Annotated in this window: 15 protein-coding genes and 1 pseudogene; 7 read left to right on the forward strand and 9 right to left on the reverse strand. The window is 41.6% G+C overall.

Annotation, left to right across the window (positions count from 1 at the left end):
• From BACCELL_RS27570 to BACCELL_RS24095, 4 genes and pseudogenes are all read left to right on the forward strand, one after another.
• Window positions 1-271, forward strand: a pseudogene (locus BACCELL_RS27570) (porin); the annotation flags it as partial.
• Window positions 272-289: 18 nt separating this feature from the next.
• A complete protein-coding gene (locus tag BACCELL_RS24085; protein ID WP_007214755.1) occupies window positions 290-1,204 on the forward strand; it encodes a glutaminase in 915 nt (304 codons plus the stop codon).
• 67 nt (window positions 1,205-1,271) lie between these two features.
• Window positions 1,272-3,461, forward strand: coding sequence for a tetratricopeptide repeat protein (locus tag BACCELL_RS24090; RefSeq protein ID WP_007214756.1), 2,190 nt, complete (start codon window positions 1,272-1,274; stop codon window positions 3,459-3,461).
• A gap of 19 nt (window positions 3,462-3,480) precedes the next feature.
• The gene (locus BACCELL_RS24095) at window positions 3,481-4,479 is read left to right on the forward strand and encodes a M20/M25/M40 family metallo-hydrolase (protein WP_044154403.1); all 999 of its coding nucleotides are present in this window, start codon (window positions 3,481-3,483) and stop codon (window positions 4,477-4,479) included.
• Between the two features lies 1 nt (window position 4,480).
• On the opposite strand, the gene BACCELL_RS24100 is transcribed toward BACCELL_RS24095, so the two are convergent.
• From BACCELL_RS24100 to BACCELL_RS24120, 5 genes are all read right to left on the reverse strand, one after another.
• Window positions 4,481-5,062 (reverse strand): Maf-like protein, encoded by a 582-nt coding sequence (locus BACCELL_RS24100; protein WP_007214758.1) that lies wholly within the window; start codon window positions 5,060-5,062, stop codon window positions 4,481-4,483.
• A 45-nt stretch (window positions 5,063-5,107) separates the two neighbouring features.
• Window positions 5,108-5,635 (reverse strand): KdsC family phosphatase, encoded by a 528-nt coding sequence (locus BACCELL_RS24105; RefSeq protein ID WP_007214759.1) that lies wholly within the window; start codon window positions 5,633-5,635, stop codon window positions 5,108-5,110.
• Window positions 5,636-5,698: 63 nt separating this feature from the next.
• Window positions 5,699-6,493 carry a Rossmann-like and DUF2520 domain-containing protein gene (locus tag BACCELL_RS24110; protein WP_007214760.1) on the reverse strand — a complete coding sequence of 265 codons (795 nt, stop codon included), beginning with the start codon at window positions 6,491-6,493 and terminating at the stop codon, window positions 5,699-5,701.
• Window positions 6,490-6,825 (reverse strand): hypothetical protein, encoded by a 336-nt coding sequence (locus tag BACCELL_RS24115; RefSeq protein WP_007214761.1) that lies wholly within the window; start codon window positions 6,823-6,825, stop codon window positions 6,490-6,492. Before BACCELL_RS24115 ends, BACCELL_RS24110 begins: the two co-directional genes overlap by 4 nt.
• Window positions 6,826-6,827: 2 nt before the next feature.
• Window positions 6,828-7,364 carry a nitroreductase family protein gene (locus tag BACCELL_RS24120; protein ID WP_007214762.1) on the reverse strand — a complete coding sequence of 179 codons (537 nt, stop codon included), beginning with the start codon at window positions 7,362-7,364 and terminating at the stop codon, window positions 6,828-6,830.
• 94 nt (window positions 7,365-7,458) lie between these two features.
• Between BACCELL_RS24120 and BACCELL_RS24125 the strand changes: the two genes are divergently transcribed.
• Complete coding sequence (locus BACCELL_RS24125) at window positions 7,459-8,442, forward strand: GNAT family N-acetyltransferase (protein WP_007214763.1); 984 nt, start codon at window positions 7,459-7,461, stop codon at window positions 8,440-8,442.
• Window positions 8,443-8,444: 2 nt separating this feature from the next.
• On the opposite strand, the gene BACCELL_RS24130 is transcribed toward BACCELL_RS24125, so the two are convergent.
• Together BACCELL_RS24130 and BACCELL_RS24135 are read right to left on the reverse strand one after the other, a co-directional pair.
• On the reverse strand, window positions 8,445-10,802 hold the full coding sequence (locus tag BACCELL_RS24130; protein ID WP_007214764.1) for an amylo-alpha-1,6-glucosidase: 2,358 nt from the start codon (window positions 10,800-10,802) through the stop codon (window positions 8,445-8,447).
• 35 nt (window positions 10,803-10,837) lie between these two features.
• The gene (locus tag BACCELL_RS24135) at window positions 10,838-13,663 is read right to left on the reverse strand and encodes a DUF4961 domain-containing protein (RefSeq protein ID WP_007214765.1); all 2,826 of its coding nucleotides are present in this window, start codon (window positions 13,661-13,663) and stop codon (window positions 10,838-10,840) included.
• Between the two features lie 209 nt (window positions 13,664-13,872).
• Here BACCELL_RS24135 and BACCELL_RS24140 point away from each other — a divergent pair, with 209 nt between their 5' ends.
• Together BACCELL_RS24140 and BACCELL_RS24145 are read left to right on the forward strand one after the other, a co-directional pair.
• The gene (locus BACCELL_RS24140; protein ID WP_007214767.1) at window positions 13,873-14,223 is read left to right on the forward strand and encodes a type II toxin-antitoxin system RelE/ParE family toxin; all 351 of its coding nucleotides are present in this window, start codon (window positions 13,873-13,875) and stop codon (window positions 14,221-14,223) included.
• Between the two features lie 2 nt (window positions 14,224-14,225).
• The gene (locus BACCELL_RS24145) at window positions 14,226-14,543 is read left to right on the forward strand and encodes a helix-turn-helix domain-containing protein (RefSeq protein ID WP_007214768.1); all 318 of its coding nucleotides are present in this window, start codon (window positions 14,226-14,228) and stop codon (window positions 14,541-14,543) included.
• Between the two features lie 254 nt (window positions 14,544-14,797).
• Here BACCELL_RS24145 and BACCELL_RS24150 read toward each other — a convergent pair whose 3' ends face one another.
• Both BACCELL_RS24150 and BACCELL_RS25825 read right to left on the reverse strand, forming a co-directional pair.
• Window positions 14,798-15,226 carry a hypothetical protein gene (locus BACCELL_RS24150; protein WP_007214769.1) on the reverse strand — a complete coding sequence of 143 codons (429 nt, stop codon included), beginning with the start codon at window positions 15,224-15,226 and terminating at the stop codon, window positions 14,798-14,800.
• A gap of 134 nt (window positions 15,227-15,360) precedes the next feature.
• The gene (locus tag BACCELL_RS25825) at window positions 15,361-17,595 is read right to left on the reverse strand and encodes a trypsin-like serine peptidase (RefSeq protein ID WP_149949648.1); all 2,235 of its coding nucleotides are present in this window, start codon (window positions 17,593-17,595) and stop codon (window positions 15,361-15,363) included.
• Window positions 17,596-17,726: the final 131 nt, after the last annotated feature.

Raw genomic sequence — 17,726 nt, forward strand, 5'->3', positions numbered from 1 at the left:
AGAATACCTGGCCGGAAAAGATGGACACGTGAAAAGCGACGGCTACTACGTAACGGCATCTGCACATGTATTCCCCAAAGTGGATGTCATTGCATCTTATGACTATTTTAACAAAAGCAAAGTGCTGGATGACAAGCAAACCAATTACGTAGTGGGACTGCAATACTGGTTTTATCCTAAGTGCAGAGTACAGGCACAATATACGTACTGCAACCGCCATATCGGAGAAAACAGTAATTTATTACAAGCACAGTTGCAAGTGCGCTTCTAAAGAAAAACCTTACATGCTATGGAATACAGCCGAATTCTGAAAGAAATATACGAAGAAATACAGCCATATGCACAGGAAGGCAAACCGGCAAGTTATATCCCTGAACTGCTGAAAGTCAATCCTGATCGTTATGGCATCTGTCTGCGCACCATCGAAGGCAAGGAATATGCCCAGGGAGACAGTGATGAACGTTTCGCCGTGCAGAGTATTTCAAAAGTATTTTCTCTTGCCATGAGCTTTGGCCGGATAGGTAACGAACTTTGGAAACGCATAGGCGTAGAACCGTCCGGCAATGCATTCAACTCCATCTTTCAGCTGGAAATGGAGAAAGGAATCCCCCGCAATCCACTCATCAATGCAGGGGCATTGGTAATGGCAGACGTCTTACTCTCAGTACTTGAATATCCGGAAAGGGAATATCTCTCTTTTGTGCGGAAACTCTGCGGCAATGACACGATTCAATATAATGAAAGCATGGCTGCTTCCGAACGGGAGTATGGATATCTGAATGCCGCCATCACCAATATACTAAAATATCACGACAATATAGAAAACGACATCGAGCGGGTACTTCGCTTCTACTTCCGTCAATGTTCCATAGGTATGAATTGCCGGGAACTGGCACATTCTTTCCTCCCCTTTGCCGATCACACAAGACCGTTCAGTTTTGATGGAACCGAACTGACGACTTCGCAAGTGAAGCGTATCAATGCCATTATGCAAACATGCGGTTTCTATGATGAAGCCGGCGAGTTTTCTTATCTGGTAGGATTACCCGGGAAAAGTGGTGTCGGTGGTGGTATCGCTGCTGTATGCCCACGCAAGTATGCAGTAGCTGTATGGAGTCCGCGACTCAATTCCAAAGGCAACTCCGTAATGGGCATGAAAGCTCTGGAATTACTGACAACCAAAACTGCAGTCAGTATTTTCTAAGAACCCGAACTTTTTTGGCATCATTTTTGTACCTTATACTAATAAAGTATTAAAGAAAGGACTGAATATGAATGAACAATCCATCCAAAAACAATATAATCAGATAGTCAGTTTACTGGAAGATAAACGGCTGAAAGAAGCTCTCGTTCAGCTGGATGCTTTCTTATATAATAGTAATGACTGGACTTTGCGTAACCGCCTGGAACAAATCCAGACTTCCTATCAGTATATGCTGCAATACATGAAGCTGGGAATGAAAGATCCGGAACGGCATAAATTGTATCGTCAACTATTAGCCGATACCTGGGAAATTGCCGATCAGACGCGCATCCTATTGCTGGATGAGATATCTACCCACTACTATCATTCTTTGCGCAGAAATCCCAACCAGTTGCCGAAGGCTTATGACCTCTCTGCCCAACAGAGGATACTGGAAGGATTCTCGGACGAAATGGCCGTATCGCAGTTGGCAAACTATCAAGGCTTGGACGCTATCTTAAAACGGCATGAAGAAACACACCAGGTTATGTTTCTTACCACTTGGAGCAACAATAACTGGACTTTGGAAGAATTTGCCGAGGCAGAAGATATGCTCCACTCGGAAACATTACCAATCAATGATTTATGTCTGTTTGTCAGTGCTGTCACACTTAGTTTAATGGAGTGTTTCGACGAACGTAAGATCAATTGGCTGCTCGACGGACTCCGCCATACCCATCCGCAAATCAACCAAAGGGCTTTGGTAGGACTTGTCATCACCCTGCATCTCTACCCCACTCGCATTACACTCTATCCGGAACTGGAAGCACGCATTTCTCTTTTCAGAGAAGATCCGGACTTCAGTAAACAGGTGAACCGTGTTTACATCCAACTGCTTCGCAGCCAGGAAACCGAGAAAATTGACAAGAAGATGCGGGAAGAAATCATTCCCGAAATGATGAGGAACGTGAATATCATGCGCAACATGAAATTCGGTTTTGAAGAAACTGATGAAAACGACCGTAATCCGGACTGGGAACAGGCTTTCGAGCAATCAGGACTGGGAGACAAAATACGAGAAATGAACGATTTACAGTTGGAAGGCGCTGATGTCTATATGAGTACATTCGCACAACTGAAAGGCTATCCTTTCTTCCGCGAACCACACAACTGGTTCTATCCTTTCGACCGGATGCACTCCAGTATTATCCACCAGGTCGGCTTGAACCAGACAAGTGAAAGTTCTGTACTCTCTATTATTCTGCAATCCGGATTCTTCTGCAACAGTGATAAGTATTCATTCTGTTTCACCATTGCCCAACTTCCGCAAGGACAGCGGGATATGATGTTAAGCCAGATGACGCCCCAGGACCAAAGTGACTTTATGGAAGAGAAGAATAGCGCCAGTCTGAAGCAATACGCAGAACGGCCTGACGTTATCAGCAACCAGTATATTCACGATTTATATCGTTTCTTCAAACTCAGCCAACGTAGAAATGAGTTCCACAACATCTTCCAGGAAGAGATTGCTTTGCACCGTAATCCTGTGCTGAAAGAATTGCTGAGTGCTCCCGAACTATTGGTGGCTGTTGCCGATTTCCATTTCCGCAAAGAGCACCCTGCCGAAGCATTGGAGCTCTACCGGATATTGATAGACCGGAAACAGGCCAATGCGGATATTTTCCAGAAAACAGGCTTCTGCCTGCAAAAGGAGAAACGCTATCAGGAAGCTGTGGATGCTTATCTGAAAGCCGATATGCTGAAACCTGATCATTTGTGGACGCTCCGCCATCTGGCTACCTGTTACCGTCAGATGAAGAAATTCGATGCCGCTCTGGAATACTACCACCGTGTGGAAACAATTCAACCAGAAAACCACAATGTGTTATTCTATACCGCAAGTTGCCTGGCAGAGCAGAAAAGATACGAAGATGCACTACAATACTTCTTCAAACTGGACTTTCTGGAAAACAACTGCATGAAAGCATGGCGCGGTATCGGCTGGTGCTCATTTGTCAGTGGTAAGCATGAACAGGCTATGAAGTATTATGACAAACTTCTCGCCTCCAAACCTCTTGCAACAGATTATCTCAATGCCGGACACGTGGCATGGGTATTGGGAAATATAGAAAAAGCTGCCGGACTCTATGGTAAAGCTATGGCAGAAAGTGGTAGCAAAGATGCATTCCTGGACATATTCGACAGAGACCGGAACAGCCTGCTCAAGCAAGGTATCGCAGCCGAGGAAATTCCATTAATGCTGGATATAATTGAATAAAGGCATAAATAAATATCTGATGAAGAAATACTGCATTCTGGCTATACTCTGTTGTTTCAGCTATTTGGCAGCAGCACAGACTCCCGTGGAAAAAGGACTGGAAAGCATAAACCGGGCATCCGCCGAAGCGTATATCGGTTTTCTGGCACATGATGAATTACAGGGTCGGGAAGCCGGATACCACGGTTCCAAGGTAGCGGCGCAATATATCGCTTCATTGCTACAGGCAATGGGAGTACAGCCATTAGGAGACAATTATTTTCAACCTTTTGAAGCCTACCGGAGAGAACGGCAGAAAAAAGGACGGTTGGAAGTACACCCCGATTCGATTGCTTTATTCAGCAAAGAAGTTCATCAGAAACTCCCAATGAGTAATGTCCTGGGAATAATTCCTGGTAAAAATGTCAATGAGTATGCAATTATCGGCGCACACTTCGATCATTTAGGAATAGATCCGGCTCTGGATGGTGATCAGATTTATAACGGTGCCGATGACAATGCTTCCGGAGTATCAGCTGTCCTACAAATAGCCAAAGCATTCATTGCCAGCGGAAAACAACCGGAAAGAAATATTATTTTTGCTTTCTGGGATGGCGAAGAAAAAGGATTGCTGGGTTCAAAATTCTTTGTACAAACCTGCCCATTCATTTCACAAGTCAAGGGTTATCTGAATTTCGATATGATAGGCCGTAACAATAAACCGCAGCAACCGATGCACGTGGTTTATTTCCATACAGAAGCCAACGCGGCTTTTGGAAAGTGGCTCAAAGAAGATATAAAGAAATACAATCTCCGGTTGGAGCCCGACTATCGTCCATGGGATAACCCCATAGGCGGTAGTGATAACGGTTCCTTTGCCAAAGCGGGAGTTCCTATTATCTGGTATCATACGGATGGACATCCGGACTACCACCAGCCCTCCGATCATACCGACAGATTGAATTGGGAAAAGATTGTGGAGATAACCAGAGCATCTTTTCTGAATGCCTGGAATCTGGCAAACGAGAAAGAGTATTAAACTATACCTTCAGTAATTCCCTGTATAGTTTTTGCACAGGAAGCCCCATGATATTATAGTAACTTCCCGAGATATTCTCCACCCCAATAAAACCGATCCACTCCTGCACTCCATAGGCTCCGGCTTTATCCATCGGTTTGAAGTTATCTACGTAATATATAATTTCATCTTCGCTCAATGTGGCGAAACGTACTTCAGTCTGTGCTGTAAAACTTCGCTGCCAATCGGTAGTGGTTATGCATACGCCGGTGAAAACTTCATGGGTACGCCCCGACATAGTCCGCAACATCTGCAAAGCATCTTCCCTATCCCGGGGTTTGCCAAGAACCTTACCATCCAGCCATACAATCGTATCCGCCGTAATTATCAGTTCATCTGGTTGCATCATAGGTATGTAGGCATCCGCTTTTTCCTTAGCAATGTAGAGCGGTATTTCCTCCCCCTGCAAAGTATCCGGATAAGATTCATCCACATCCGGAAGAATCCGCACTTCATAATTCACGCCCAAACCTGCCATCAATTCTCTCCTGCGGGGAGATCCCGAGGCAAGAATCACCTTATATTTCTCTAAATTGTCCAACATAACGATTTAAAGTATTAATTTTTAAGCATTAAGTATAAGAGGAGATTACCAACCAAAAGCTTTATCATCCATCCAAAGTCCCTGAACTTTCAAGACTTGTTCTACAACGTCCCGACCACAGCCATAGCCACCATTGGCATAGGAAATGTAGCGGGAGACGGTCTTCACTTCTGCTGATGCGTCTTTAGGACAACAAGGTAATCCGCACTCACGCATTACTTCAATATCCGGAATGTCATCACCTACATAAAGAATCTCTTCGTTTTTCAAGCCATGGCGGTCACGAAAATCATGATAATCATGGATTTTTACGGAAGAAGCCATGTAAATATCCTCAGAAGGAATTCCCAAGGCCATAAAGCGTTTGCGAACAGCTTCGGAGCGTCCACCGGTAATGATTCCCAGTAACAAACCCTGTTTGCAGGCAAGGTGCAAAGCGTAACCATCTTTAATGTTCACGGTACGCATCGGTTCTCCATCCGAACTCATCGGTATGACGTTAGCACTCAAAACGCCATCAACATCAAATACAAGTGCTTTTATCTTTTTCAGATCGTAATTGATAGTACTCACTATATTCGGTTTTTAAATTAGGTTACCTTTCAAAAAAAACATTGCTTGTTATGCATCGAAACATTACTTGTTATGCAAACGATGTATATTCTCGCTCACAAGCTGATACAATTCCTGCATCTCCGGTTCATCAGCAAGCATCTCCAGATGCTTATTGATTACATTTTCATCATAACGTACAGCCGGACCTGTCTGAGCCTGCTTTGGTTCCAGTTCATGCACTTTACGGGCTGTTTCATCAATCAGGGGTAGCATCGCATCGAATGGAAGATTATATTTCTTCAATAATTCAGCCGCCAGAGCATACATGTGATTCGTAAAATTACAAGTGAACACAGCTGCCAGATGCAGACTTCTACGCTGCTCAGAAGTAGCTTCATACACCTTTTCCGAAAGGACAGAAGCAATTGCCTTCAACAATTCCGTATCTTCGGATGAATTGCTCTCTATGAAGAAAGGAATCGTACGGAAATCCACCTCGCGCTGTTTGCTGAAAGTCTGCATAGGATAAAACACACCGTAACGCGAAGTTTTTCCTTCCCAAATGCTCATCGGAATGCTCCCGGCTGTATGTACCAGCAAAGCATCTTCCTTCCCGGCAACAATCTCGGGTAATAATTCCACGAAAGCAGCATCCTTCAAAGAGACAATATAGAGCCGGGCATCCCTGGATACTTCCGAAAGTTCAGTCGTATATTCCGCCTCTATCGCTTGAGCCAAGGCACATGCTGCCTCTTTTGTACGGCTGTAGACCTGTACTATACGAAAACCATTTTGATATAAAGCCTTGGCCAGGTTCGTTGCGAGGTTTCCGGCACCGATAAAGACTACCGGCGTATCTTGTACACTCCTTTTCATCTTGTAGCCAGCCAATATAGAATAATTCCGAGAACCAGCAAAGTCACAGGCAGCAGATAGGCAGACATCGTGCCGAGCAATGCCGTTATCAATCCGAAATTCAGTATCAGCCACAGACCAATCAACACCAGTCCCACCGATTTATCACGCTTGAAGATGAGAAATATCACCGCCGTATAAAGCAGAAAATTATCTTTATTCATCACCCACGGCAAACCAATACTTGAGAAATGTATCAATTTGTCCACCAGATAAAGTATACCGAAAACAATCAACGTAACCGCTGTGGCCCTGTAAGTATCGCGGTTATTGTTTGCTTTTGCTGCACCCACCGTTACTTTCCTCCGTATTTATTGATATGAACTTTTTCCCATTGCAGATGTTCTTCACTGAAAGGCTTACGTTCCATGCCTTTGTGTCCGATAGCAACGACACTGAGCACTTGCAGTTGTAAAGGAATATCGAGCACTTCGCGCACATATTCATCGGACGGCATACCGGAAGCGGTGAAACGTTCGCGCACCTGCACCCAGCAACTGCCTAAGCCCATATCTTCTGCCTGTAATTGTATAATAATCGAAGCAATGGAAGCATCTTCAATCCACACATCACTCACTAACGGATCAGCCGTCACTACAATTGCCAACGGTGCATCAGCAATAAATTGCGACGCTTGCGCCTTGCAATGTGATAGTTTTTCAAGCAACTCCTTATCGTCTACCATAATAAACTGCCATGCATTTGTCCGCTTGGAAGTGGGTGACATCAGCGCAGCTTTCATCAGGGTAACCACCTCTTCCTGCGTCAACTCTTCATCCGTAAATTTCCGCATACTGCGGCGCACTTTTAGCAATTCACTGAAATTTTCCATATATCATATTTTATTAGTAACTTATTTAGCGCATTGCGCTAAATAACCATTTAGGAACGCAAAGATACAAGATTATTTTCTAAATTTGCAGTCAATGCCTTTGAAACTGACGACATATTACCACGGGAGTGACATCCCGGAACTGCCGGGCAATAATACATTTCACTCCATCGAGTTGTTTCATATCTACGAAGCAACCCCGGGTTATACGCCCCTTCTCATCGTTGCATCAGAAGCCGAAAAGCCTGTCGCCAAGCTATTGGCAGCAGTACGAAAGAGCGCCCGTCTGTTCCCGCCCGCCATTATCAAGCGATGTGAGGTTTATGGAACAGGAGAGTATTTTGATGAAACTATCGACAAAGAATTTGTCTTTGGTGAGATGTTGCAACGGTTAACGGCTGAAGCGTTACGGGAGGCATTCCTTATTGAATTCCGTAACCTGGAAAACTCCCTGTTCGGTTATAAATCTTTCCGCAAAAACCATTACTTCGCCATAAACTGGCTACGGGTACGTAATTCACTACATAGCATTGAGCATGTAGAAAGCCGCTTCAGTCCCTCGCGCATCCGACAAATCAAAAAAGGATTAAAAAATGGTGCAGAAGTAAAGGAAGCTCATACTCCGGAGGAAGTGCATGCATTCTCCCAGATGCTGCACCATGTCTATTCTTCTAAAATACGCCGTCATTTCCCCAGCAGAGTGTTCTTCTTACGCATGGAAGAAGAAATGATGAAAGGGGAACAAAGCAAAATATTCATTGTCACTTACAAAGATAAAATAATAGGCGGCAGTGCCTGCATCTATTCCGAAGACAGTGCTTACCTTTGGTTCTCTGGTGGTATGCGCAAGACGTATGCCCTTCAATACCCGGGTATACTTGCCGTATGGTATGCTCTGTTCGATGCCAAGCAGCGGGGATACCGTCACCTTGAATTTATGGATGTCGGTCTCCCCTTCCGCAAGCACGGTTACCGCGAATTTGTCTTACGCTTCGGCGGTAAACAAAGCAGTACCCGCCGCTGGTTTCTTTTCCGCTGGGAGTGGCTGAATAAATTGCTGAATAAGATTTACGAATAGAATTATTCCACACTCTGATACGTCAATGGCGGATCAAAGTAACGGGACATACTCTTCATATTTTCTCTGTAAGAAGGCTTTGCAAAATGAGTATTCATAAAATAATCATCTTGTTGTTTCTTCTGTTCCTGCTTGAGTGCATCCCGTTCTGCTACGTAATTGGCTGTCTTCTTACCGGAGGCATCAGAGACATCCACTGTCATACGTGCTCCCTCTGTCCTGATACTTACCGAGTGATCTGTTGAAACCGGAACATCCAATGTCTGATAAGAATCGATATCCAGTTTGAGAGTTACGGGTGTACCGGTCCATTCATAGCGGTAAGTTCCGCTCGCATCGTTTTTAGCAATAATCATACGTAATGTACCATCTCCTATATTTACCCGACTATCCACTACCTTCAATTCAGAAGGAAGCTGCGGATCAATGGTTATGGAATGATTGAGCATATCAGGACGAATTCCCAGGAAGTATTGATTCCACACGCGGATATGCTCGCTATTACTCCACGCCTGCAGGAAAGTTCCACTTCGACGCACCCATGTCTGCCCGGCACGTGGCCATGCATCCGCATTCTCTGATAAACTGCCGACAGCACCTTCCGCAAGTGCCTGGCGGTTCATGTTCCTGAACAAAGTATACGCGATGTCAGCTTGTCCGTTTTCTATCATCCGCTGCATGGCCATACCATTATTCCAAAGCCATATCGTGCCATTATGATAAGCATCATCTTTATGATAACGATACCATTGCTCATGATAAGGATGAAACTGTTCGTCGGACTGATCGAGTGAAGACACTCCCCACGGATATACCAGACGTTCCCAAACTTCTTTTGTCTCATGCATCTTCAAGTCAGGATCAGAAACCAGATCCAACGCATAGATAGCATTGGGGCGGAATTGCGCATCCCCACTTCCATCTGTATTCAGATGATCATAGATTGACTGGGCGGCTGTGTCTACAAAATCCTGTTCAAAATTTGAGCGGAGACGCTCCGCGGCAAGATTCCAACGCTGAGCATCTTCTTCACGGTTCATGTAGCGGGCAAGATCCGAGGCATTCGTCAATTGGGTATACCACAATGCCTGCACATCCACAGCACGATTGCCACGTGGTGAACAGGGATACTTGCTTTGACGTTTGGCATCCATCCAAGTGTCCGCATCCGCATGGGTAAGATACCCTTTTTCGTCCGTATACAGGCGGAGAGAAGCATCTGTAGCAATCTTCACTGAAGGATAAATTTCTTTCACGAAGGCGGTGTCACCCGTATATTTCAGATAATCGTGCACCTGCATAACGAAATGAGGGGTTCCGTCAGTGGTATTATAAAGAATACCTTCCAGATTCAAACGATTAGGTACACGTCCGTAAGTAGGAGATGTGGAAATGGTATCCTGATAACGTGCAAATGACGCAAGAATATCACGTGCCGTATCAAACTGCCCTGTACAAAGCACTGCACCCGGCATAGAAATAAACATATCCCGCCCCCAGAAGTCCGTGAACCAGGGTAAACCGGCATACATACCATAACCACCGTGCTGATGAGTGATCAACTGATCATTGGTAAGCATAATCCAGGCAAGGGCATGATCCAAAGAATCCAGATTGGTCTTTAAAGGATTATGGTTCAGTAAGGATTGAATACGCTGACTACGTGCAGCCAACCACTTCTCTCCTTCTTTACGGAAACCATCTATTGCTTGCCGGCTATCTTCTTCCGTACCAAAAGCAATCAGGAAACCACCTGCAGCTACCGGAACAGTTATCAGATTATCTGCAAACTCAATTCCTGTCTCCGCTACGGGTGCTATACGTATTACATTTTCCGGTGACTCTTTCGTTGTATAGAGTACAGAATTTCCATCCTTCCGTGCATCCACCACATTTTCCCCCATCAGCATGAATGAGATCTGCTTCCCTTGTACACTATCCATACGAACATACAACAGCTTCGGTTCATCCACCAGACAGAATGTTTCCACAGCCTTTTCATATCGGCGAACTAATTTGTCAGGATATACCGATGTGCGGGCATTTTCCCGAAGCAATCTTTCTCCATCCACATACAAACGGTAATCGGCAAAGATACGTTTGGCATAAATATTCCAACCTGCATACCAATCTCCCCAATCATCCGTAGAGGTCATTCCATAATAGAAACCTCCGTTTTTGTCTGTATAAGAATATTCACGTGACTGTCCGTCAGGTATGGTAATGCTTAATTCGTTCGTACTTAACGTAGGCAATTCTTTTACATTTTCACTACAAGCCATCACTAAAAAAGAAGTAGCTGCGAGTAATATACCCGCAGCTTTCTTCGAAAAGCATAAATTCACTTTGTTGTTGATCATATTTACAGCAACTAACCTATTTTATCGTAACTAATCTATTTCATTATTTTGCAAACCTGTACTCTGCCATCTTCCATATAAGCCCGTGCCATATAATAACCAACAGGCAAAGCAGACAAACCGACAGAAGTACATTTTTCCTGTGTCATCACCAACATTCCATTCACAGAATATACTTCTACGCGTTTAGCTTCTCCGGCAGGCAGCACCAAAGTATCCATACCTCTATTGTAATATATTAAAGGCTTTTCGGCATCAGGAGCAGTAGTCTCGATACCTGTCAGAGTCGGTTTAAAGTTAGTAAAGAGACGGAATTCATGGGCAGGAACAGCAATAGTCTGTGTAGTGCTTGACACATTCAAAGGCTCATTGTCTTTCAGTAACTCATACCATGTACCAGTTTCCTGGAAAGTTACAGAAAAGTTCTTATCTGCCAACGTAAAGTTGCCAACAACTACAAGAGACTTGCCGTCAATGGAAGTAGCCGACAAAGTACGTCCATTGTCCCAGTTAGCAGTACCTACTTTCCAGCTAAATGTAGTATTTGAAGCAAACAGTTCAGGATAGGAATGACGTAAATCTAAAAGAGCAGCATACGTCTCATACAATTTCTTTCGATCAGCATCTTCAAAGTAGTCCCAACGTATCGGCTTGGGGTCGGTACGAAAACCACCTTGATCATCATATCCAGAACCGTCGCTATTGTTGTTTATAGAGAAATCATATCCTAACTCACCAAATTGCCAGATCATCTTTGGTCCGGGTACGGTAAGGAAGAAGGCCGCATTGGTGGCTAAACGTTTGGTACGGGTAGAGAGATTAATATTACTTCCTGTTGCAGGGCTCATTCCGGCATTTGTACTCGTAGTTGATGCTATTACTCCGGTATTTCCCCATTTCCAGGCTTTAAACCCTGTACGTTCTTCATCATGACTTTCCATATATCCCACTAAACTACCGGCAGGCATACTTGTTCCCGCATATAAACCAGAAAAATCGGTTTTTGAACCACTCCATCCCATAGCTGTTTCACAAAATGCTTCATTTTTATTACACCATAACAAGATACCCGCATCTCCTAACTGCCTTTCTTCACTAGTAGCTGCCAAATGTTCAAAAATAACATAAGCACCCGGTTGCCGCTTTTGTACGGCAGCCGACATACGCTTCAAGTTAGCAATACGTGCATTATCCGGTCCATTTGCCCAGTCATTCTCCCCATAAGGAGTATTAGAAAAGCCCTTTGTAAAGTCATAACGGAAACCATCAATTTTATATTCCGACATCCAAAAACCAGCTACACTATCCACCAGAGCACGAGTATACTCACTCTCATGATTAAAATCATATCCCCATGAAAGGCTCGTATTCTTGATATTTGATTCTTGATTATACCACGGATTATCAGCAGAGGGCTTCCCATCTGCATCCTTATACAGAAGATAGAAAGGAGACTGACCAAAGCTATGATTCAGCACAAGATCGATAATAACAGCCATCCCTTGACTGTGACATTCATCCACAAAAGCTCTTAAATCATTCTTTGTACCATAATACTTATCTACGGCAAAATAGAATGAAGGATTATATCCCCAGCTCGTGTTTCCTTCAAATTCATTAACGGGCATTAGTTCTATTGCGTTTACCCCCAGATTCTTCAAGTACTCCAGTTTTTCTTTTGCAGCATTGAATGTATGTTCTTCAGTAAAATCACGAATCAACATTTCATAAATAACCAATTGCTCAGAAGCCGGACGTTCGAAGTTTTTCACTTTCCAATTATATGCAGTCTGGCCAGTCTGTAGAACCGAAACAATGCCTTCTGCCTTTCCGGTCGGATAAGGTTTCAAGTTCGGATATGTCGTACTTTCAATATACGAATCATTCCATGGGTCCAGTACTTTATCAGTATAAGGATCTGCAATATAAATAGAACCATCTACTAAATACTGGAAAGCATATTCTTCACCTTTTGTCAACCCGGAAAGAGTTATCCAGAAATATTCACCATCTTGTTTCAACTGATAATCCGATTTAGGAGTCCAATCATTAAAGTCCCCCACTACATATACATACTCCTTTTTGGGAGCCTGCAATACTAAAGTTGCTTCTGTATCACTAATATAGTTAATACCGGGACGCACTCCTTGGGGCATTTTCTCCGAGGTGCTTGTCCCATTCAGTACTGTTACTTCTTGTGTAGCAGAAACAGTTTTACCATTGGCTGTAGCTTCTGCTTTCAACGTATATCTGCCGGCAGTTGAGAACGTGTGAGATTTAGAAATTGTAGTAGCATTAGCTTCCATGGCTATTTCAGTAGCATCTACATAGAGTTTCAAAGCAGAGGCAACAGAAGCGGAAGCTTGAATTGTAAGAACAGTGTTGGTAATCAAATTTTCTTTCTCGGCAGGTTGATCAAAACGAACGGTTAAACCGGCAGTATGTACATCAACAAAGATATCTTTGTTCCCCGTGTCCTTACCTTCTTTTGATTTATCTGCACTACGAAAAACAAAAGCTAACTGTGTTACAGTTTCTCCATCTTTGACACCATAATATTCACGAATATTGGGGGTTATTTTCAGCTGCCATTTATCATTTCCTAATGGAGTCAATTTATACTTCGTCGAATTATCTCCCCAAGTGGGGGCATATTGCCAAACTGTGTTCCCAATTGTCACTCCCGTATGCGCATATACATCACCGGTAAAGCCTTTCAACCCAGCCGTACCTTTCGTTGCATCAAAAACAATGGTGACTTCATCATTCTCCGTTGGAAAATCCGGAGTAGTAGTTACTATTTGCGCCTGCATAGCTAAAATAGCTAACAAGCAAATAAAAAAAGCGTAGAGTCTTTTCATTCGGTATCAATTTATAGTTAATGGTTCAAAAGTACAGTAGTTATTCCGGATTATCAAGTGCTTGAAACAGAAGAGGAAGAAGAAGTAATGCAAACGGTTGCATGAATAAGAGCATACACTCCTGTTGTGAATACAAAGCAAGAATATATCAGATTTTGTTTCTTAAAAAGGAAACTTCTTTGTAATTTTGCATCGATAAACATAAAACCATGGAAGAAAATGCAAGATTTAAAGTAGTGCTGTCTAAAGAGGCTCGTCTATTTTTAAAAGGGTTGAGTTCTAAAATAAGCGACAAAATAACCTATAATATTCGTAAAGCAACATCTGTAATAGATCCTGTGCTATTCAAGAAACTGGATGACACGGATATTTGGGAGTTCCGAACCCAATACGGAGGCATACAATATAGACTATTAGCCTTTTGGGATAAAGTGAACGGCACGGATACATTGGTCATAGCCACCCATGGTTTTATCAAGAAAACGCAGAAAACTCCACCCAAAGAAATAGCGAAAGCTGAAGAGATAAGAACCAGATATTTTAACGCTAAAGATAAGTGATTATGAAAGAAAAAGATTTCTATACCCTTGAAGAAATAGAGGATGAATTTATAGGTGTAAAAGGCACTCCGAAACGTGATAAATACGAAGCTGACTTGAATGCCTTTCTCATTGGTGAAGCCATTAAACAAGCCAGAGAGGCAAGGAATCTTACTCAGGAGCAACTGGGTGAATTGATGGGAGTTAAAAGAGCACAAATATCGAAGATTGAAAGTGGAAAAAGTATATCATTCTCCACTATTGTAAGAGCTTTCAAAGCTATGGGAGTAAATACCGCCAGTTTAGATTTAGGATCTTTGGGGCGAGTTGCTCTTTGGTAAAAGGGGAGATTTAAAATAGCAGACTTTTGCAAAAATTTAGAACTAGTCCAAATCTTTTCTCTCCTAATTGAGAAAAGATTGGTAATGGAGATATGGTAAAATGAGAGGGGCTATCCAGCACAACAAAAGCCTGTCCACGGAAATAATGCTCTGGTGATAACACCTCAACAAGTTATCGGTTAAAAAGGAGTTTTTAAACAGGCTTTAAACTTAGTAGTAATGACTCGATTACTACTAAGTGGTTGACCGCCCTACTAAGGTATCCTCTCCTTTAGTACAATCTCCTCATCACCCTTTATCAAATAAGTATGGCAACAGTTTGCTGAAACAACATAGTTTTTAGTAACTACTATTTTTTCTCCTATTTTACCAACAAACTGCAACTCAATCTCTTTTCCTGCAAAATCTCCTCTATCAAGATCTGAAGCGATGGTATATGTGTTAAATTCTTTCCCCCAGTTAAGAACATCCCGCACTTTTCCTGTAGCAACTTCTATAACTTCATAACTATCCAATACGACAGATGTATCATCTTCGTATTTTATTTTAACTCCAATACTGCAAAACTCGTCAGTACAAATAACCTCAGAACAATCCTCGGCATCACTGTTATCTTTATCTCTACTACACCCGGTACATAAAATTGCAAAAAATAAAGAGGCAAAAAATAATAAGTTTTTCATAAGTAATATATTTTTAGGTTTCTACTTATATAGTAAATGCTCTCAAAGCAACAATACTGCATTCTATAAGCAAAAAAATGCCATTCTCATAGCACACATTCTTGCTATAGAATGCATTTATTGTATTTTTAAGTCTACTTTCCTACTGTTATTTTCTCAGTCAAAATTTCATCTCCGATAATGACACGAGTTACATACATACCAGAAGTCCATCCTGAAGTATCCATCGTATAAGATAAATCTGTCATACCTTTAACTTCTAAAACTTTTGTCCCATAAGCTACATTGTATACTTCCAAATTCCAGTTCAGACCATTCCTCGCATTTATCACATCATCAGTAACTAACCGTATTTCTTTAATATTCTCTGAAGAAGAAAGCACTTTCAATGAATAAGCAGAAGCTGGTGCATTTCCGTTACCAGTATAGGAAAAGAATATTATTCGTTTCTTTTTACATACACCTTCACCATCAAGTATAAAAGCAAAAGGTAAACCACCAGAACGATATGGTAATTGAAATTCTAAAGTCTTTGTTGGCCGATGATAGTTCCAAAATAAAGGTTTATGAGTAATTCCACCTGAAGAGTCATAATAGATATCTTTATCATAGTCACTGTTAAAAGTTACACGGACCATACAACCTTGATGTACAAATGTAGAGTTCTCTACTCTGCCGCTTATGCTCGGATGATTAACCCCATAAAAAGGACAAGCCTCTTGTATATAGGTTGCATAAGGATAGGATTTTGTATCAGATATAACTTCTTTTGATAAAGTCAATAAAGTATTTCCATTATAGACTATCTTAGCTACTAAATTTGCATTGTAAGGATAATAATATTTATTTTTTATGGTGCATTGATTAGGTACTGGATAATTAGTATAAAACTGTGGTCGTGGTGCACTATTTGCTTCAGTTGGATATTCCCATACCACCATTGCGTTAGCTGGCAAATTCTTTATATAATAAGTACTACTATCACAAATAAATTTAGTTCCTACTATTTCTGGAAGCAATTCTCTTGCTTCTAACTGCATCATACCTGTATTATTCGCATCTAACCAATCTTTTAATCTTCTCGTCGCTACACTTCCATAATCCCACGATACATCAAAACGACCATAATTATCTGATATATTACAGCCAATACCTCCACTATGCAATTGACCAACAACTAACTTATTTTGATTAAGCAGTGGAGCTCCAGATGAGCCTCTTTCCGTCGTTCCAACATCATATGTAGCTTTCCAATGAGTATTATTAATAGCCTTTCCTAAAGTATTATTATCAATAGCTATTTTCTTTATATCACCCCGAGGATGATGAATTACAGTCCCTTTAGTGGGAAGAGAAGAACTCCTAGTCCATCCTAAATAGTATGGAATATATGCAGGTATATTACGAACTGATTCTACTAATTTAAGCAATGCAAAATCTGAATATTCATTATTAGCAACCAATTTAGCTCCACTTGAGGTTGGAGGATTAAAATTTGTTCCATTAGAGCAATCTTTACTCTCATAATTCCAATAAAAAATCATTTGATTTATTTGGCTGTTACCTTGAGCATCATAGTTTGAAAAACAATGATTAGCTGTCAAAAAATAGTCTTCTCCAGAGGTGTTATTAATCAGTGCCCCAGTACACAAATATCCATCATAATATATACATGCAACAGCCCTTTTTTCTTTCTGCCATCCATCGCCTTCTGGACAATTTACATTCACATTACATGACAAAGCATCTCCAAATCCCAGAGTTCTAGTATTTCCCGAATAAGTTAGGATATCTTTATAAGCATAAATAACCTTATCTATTGAGATAATGCCCCTAATAGCATTTATCGGTTCATAGTATTCCAATATTATATCACTTCCGGCAACAAGTCCTGTAGCAAAATTAGCTGGATTTTTTTTTGCCCCTTTATTATTTAAATCAGTAAAGCCTCCTATACAGAAAGTTTTATCTGCACTATATACGAAAAATTTAGCCTTTTCTGGAAGCCAGAATCTATCATAGTTCAATGATAAAGCCTTTGCTTTATCAACATGCAACCGCAAACGCCATACTCTTACACTATCACCTAATACATGCCAATTCCCTGAATTCTCTAAAGTATAATTTACAGTAATAGGTAAGCCTATTCTATAAGGTATATCTTTCATATCCGCAAACAAACTATCCTCATGTAATGCTTCAGCTACATCAGGAATAGGCAAATTAATCACATCACCCGAACGGACAGAGAATAAAGCAGATGAAAAACTTGGAGGTAATTCATTGGTGCTAATTTGAGCATGAGCACTAATTGTGAAGATTGCAATAAGGCATAATGCAAAACTCTTCAATAAAGCTTTTGTTTTCATAGTATTATATTTTTGTTCACTAACAAAAATAACACATTTGTATAATATAACAAAGAAAAAGATGTGGACAAAAAGCGACATGATAAAGCAATACAGATCAATAGATTAAATCAAATACAGAACTTTTTAGT

The organism is Bacteroides cellulosilyticus DSM 14838, from assembly GCF_000158035.1.
GTDB lineage: Bacteria > Bacteroidota > Bacteroidia > Bacteroidales > Bacteroidaceae > Bacteroides > Bacteroides cellulosilyticus.

What these genes read in the sequence shown, in the direction of transcription:
- BACCELL_RS24130 (WP_007214764.1), bottom strand. Translation starts at nt 10,802, where the DNA reads ATGATCAACAACAAAGTGAATTTATGCTTTTCGAAGAAAGCTGCGGGT.
- BACCELL_RS24085 (WP_007214755.1), top strand. Translation starts at nt 290, where the DNA reads ATGGAATACAGCCGAATTCTGAAAGAAATATACGAAGAAATACAGCCA.
- BACCELL_RS24120 (WP_007214762.1), bottom strand. Translation starts at nt 7,364, where the DNA reads ATGGAAAATTTCAGTGAATTGCTAAAAGTGCGCCGCAGTATGCGGAAA.
- BACCELL_RS24125 (WP_007214763.1), top strand. Translation starts at nt 7,459, where the DNA reads ATGCCTTTGAAACTGACGACATATTACCACGGGAGTGACATCCCGGAA.
- BACCELL_RS24140 (WP_007214767.1), top strand. Translation starts at nt 13,873, where the DNA reads ATGGAAGAAAATGCAAGATTTAAAGTAGTGCTGTCTAAAGAGGCTCGT.
- BACCELL_RS24110 (WP_007214760.1), bottom strand. Translation starts at nt 6,493, where the DNA reads ATGAAAAGGAGTGTACAAGATACGCCGGTAGTCTTTATCGGTGCCGGA.
- BACCELL_RS24100 (WP_007214758.1), bottom strand. Translation starts at nt 5,062, where the DNA reads ATGTTGGACAATTTAGAGAAATATAAGGTGATTCTTGCCTCGGGATCT.
- BACCELL_RS24095 (WP_044154403.1), top strand. Translation starts at nt 3,481, where the DNA reads ATGAAGAAATACTGCATTCTGGCTATACTCTGTTGTTTCAGCTATTTG.
- BACCELL_RS24135 (WP_007214765.1), bottom strand. Translation starts at nt 13,663, where the DNA reads ATGAAAAGACTCTACGCTTTTTTTATTTGCTTGTTAGCTATTTTAGCT.
- BACCELL_RS24090 (WP_007214756.1), top strand. Translation starts at nt 1,272, where the DNA reads ATGAATGAACAATCCATCCAAAAACAATATAATCAGATAGTCAGTTTA.
- BACCELL_RS24145 (WP_007214768.1), top strand. Translation starts at nt 14,226, where the DNA reads ATGAAAGAAAAAGATTTCTATACCCTTGAAGAAATAGAGGATGAATTT.
- BACCELL_RS25825 (WP_149949648.1), bottom strand. Translation starts at nt 17,595, where the DNA reads ATGAAAACAAAAGCTTTATTGAAGAGTTTTGCATTATGCCTTATTGCA.
- BACCELL_RS24150 (WP_007214769.1), bottom strand. Translation starts at nt 15,226, where the DNA reads ATGAAAAACTTATTATTTTTTGCCTCTTTATTTTTTGCAATTTTATGT.